Raw genomic sequence first — 2,421 nt, forward strand, 5'->3', positions numbered from 1 at the left:
GGTCCCCCGTCAACCGCGTCGACAACGCATACGGTGACAGAAACCTCGTCTGCACATGCCCCCCAATGGACGCATACGCAGACGCCGCGGAATAGGGAACCGGGCGTAGCAATCCGCGGTTTGCTCTGGCGGATTGAAATCCGAAAATGAGGGCAGCGTCCTGCGAGGCGCTGCCTCTCGTCAATTTGATGGAGGAACAATGAAACACTATGTCCTCGCAAATGATCGCGCCGACCTGGCAAAGACCGGGCCGGAGGTGCCCGAAAGAATAAAACACATCGATGTTATCCTCAGCGACACGCGGGCGCTGGCATCGGCTGAGATCGTCGTGGAGTTCTATCACGCTCTGAACAGCCTGGTCGAAAACTGCTCTTACGTCGTCAATCTCCGGGTGTCCGGAAATGACTCGGTCGGCGGGCCTCTTTATTGGGCAGGTCGGACGGCGATATTCTGGGGCGATCTGCAGAACAACTGGGACGTCTCCGGTCCGCGCAGAAGCTGGATTTCGCAAGTTCTCAACCTGTCTTCAAGGACCGTTCTGGTCGGTGGAGCTGTCCTGTTGCTGGTGCAAATGGGCAGAGCAGGCCGAAACATCGTTGCGGTTCACCCGAACTTTGCCGCGGCCGCGCTGGAAAGCGGATTGGAAAGCTGCGGTGCGGCAACCCATCTGGCCGCCGACGGGCACCCCCACAGCGCGACCAGCAGACTGAGCGCGTTGCGGTTGTTGTCCGAATTCGTGTCCATGGATCACGGAGAGCATATAGCGGACGCATTGCGCAGCTATATCGGTCTGACCGAACCTACGCAAAAACACGAAAGCAGGTTGGCTGCCCGGCTGGTGCACAGGGCAAAAGGCGATCTTCTGGTGGTGCGTACTTTGGATGCGATGCAGGAGAACATCGAAGATCCTCTGACGATCTCGGACCTTTCCCGTTTGCTCAAAACCTCGACGCGTCAACTGCAACGGCGGTTCCTGAGCAAAACCGGAGCAAAGCTTCTTTCCACGTACAAGGAGCTTCGTCTGGAACGGGCGCAGAACCTGTTGCAGTTCACGAACATGTCGCAGATCGAAATCTCGGCAGCCACCGGTTTTTCATCGCCCGTCGCTTTGAAACGTGCGTTTCAACGCTGCTACAAAACCAGCCCGGATGATGTGCGGGACCGTCGGTTCATGGGGTCGATGGCGCCGGAAGGATCCTAGCACTTCTTCGGCGTCCGCAACGGGCGATGACATCGCGTGGGCAGTTTGCCCACGCAACTTTGGTTTGGTTCACGCCGCAGCAATCTGGCTGGCCTTTTCCACCAGCACTTCGGCCTGACGGATGGAGGCGTAGTCTATCAGCCGGCCGTCCAGCGAAACGGCGCCTTTTCCGTCTGCCTCGGCCTCGGCCATGGCAACAAGAATGCGCTGCGCCTTGTTGACCTCGGCGTCGGACGGCGACATCACCTCGTTCGCCAGCGCGATCTGGCTTGGATGAATGGCCCATTTGCCCTCGCAACCCAGAACGGCGGCACGTTTTGCGGCGGCCTTGTAACCGTCCGGGTCCTGAAAATCGCCAAAAGGCCCATCAATCGGACGCAGCCCGTTGGCGCGCGCCGCAACCACCATGCGGGCCAGAGCATAATGCCACATGTCACCCCAATGGGTCTGGCGACCGCCCTCGGGGTCCGCATCGGTCAAAACGGAATAATCGGGGTTCACACCACCGATGATCGTGGTGCGCGCACGGGTCGAGGCCGCATAGTCGGCCACGCCGAAGTGCAGGCTTTCATTGCGCTTCGAAGCCGCTGCGATCTCGCTGACATTCTGCATGCCAAGCGCGGTTTCGATGATGTGCTCGAACCCGATCCGTTTTTTGTAACCCTTGGCATCTTCGATCTGGGTCACCAGCATATCGACGGCATAGACATCCGCAGCCGTTCCGACCTTGGGAATCATGATCAGGTCCAGCCGCTCACCCGCCTGTTCGACCACATCGACGACGTCGCGGTACATGTAATGCGTGTCCAGACCGTTGATCCGAACCGACATGGTCTTGTTGCCCCAATCGATGTCGTTCAGCGCCTGAATGATGTTCCTGCGGGCCTGTTCCTTTTCATCCGGTGCAACCGCGTCTTCCAGATCAAGAAAAATGACGTCTACATCGGATTGGGCTGCCTTTTCGAACATTCCGGGTTGGCTGCCGGGCACGGCCAATTCACTTCGGTTCAGTCGGGCTGGGGCTTGGTCGATGGAATGAAAGCTCATGGATTCTGGTCCTTCGTCTCACAGGTTCGGATAGATCGGGAAGCGTGCGCAGAGGTCTGCGACTTCGGCCTTGACCTTGGCCTCGACGGCGCCGTTGCCGTCTTCGCCATTGGCGGCCAGGCCGTCGACCACTTCGATGATCCAGTCGGCGATCTGGCGGAATTCGACCTCGC

At 59.0% G+C, this 2,421-nt stretch carries 2 protein-coding genes and 1 pseudogene; 1 reads left to right on the forward strand and 2 read right to left on the reverse strand.

Annotated features, from left to right (window positions below):
• Window positions 1-199: 199 nt before the first annotated feature.
• Window positions 200-1,201, forward strand: a complete 1,002-nt coding sequence (locus ACR0E2_RS20620) for a helix-turn-helix domain-containing protein (protein WP_480447751.1) — start codon at window positions 200-202, stop codon at window positions 1,199-1,201.
• Between the two features lie 69 nt (window positions 1,202-1,270).
• Here ACR0E2_RS20620 and ACR0E2_RS20625 read toward each other — a convergent pair whose 3' ends face one another.
• Together ACR0E2_RS20625 and glyA are read right to left on the reverse strand one after the other, a co-directional pair.
• Complete coding sequence (locus ACR0E2_RS20625) at window positions 1,271-2,248, reverse strand: HpcH/HpaI aldolase/citrate lyase family protein (protein WP_480447752.1); 978 nt, start codon at window positions 2,246-2,248, stop codon at window positions 1,271-1,273.
• Between the two features lie 18 nt (window positions 2,249-2,266).
• Window positions 2,267-2,421 (reverse strand): annotated as a pseudogene (gene glyA, locus ACR0E2_RS20630) (serine hydroxymethyltransferase); the annotation flags it as partial.

The organism is Ruegeria sp. A4 (genome assembly GCF_056543025.1).

Bases quoted from the DNA above. Each gene is read 5' to 3' on its own strand.
- ACR0E2_RS20620 (WP_480447751.1), top strand. From the start codon at position 200: ATGAAACACTATGTCCTCGCAAATGATCGCGCCGACCTGGCAAAGACC.
- ACR0E2_RS20625 (WP_480447752.1), bottom strand. From the start codon at position 2,248: ATGAGCTTTCATTCCATCGACCAAGCCCCAGCCCGACTGAACCGAAGT.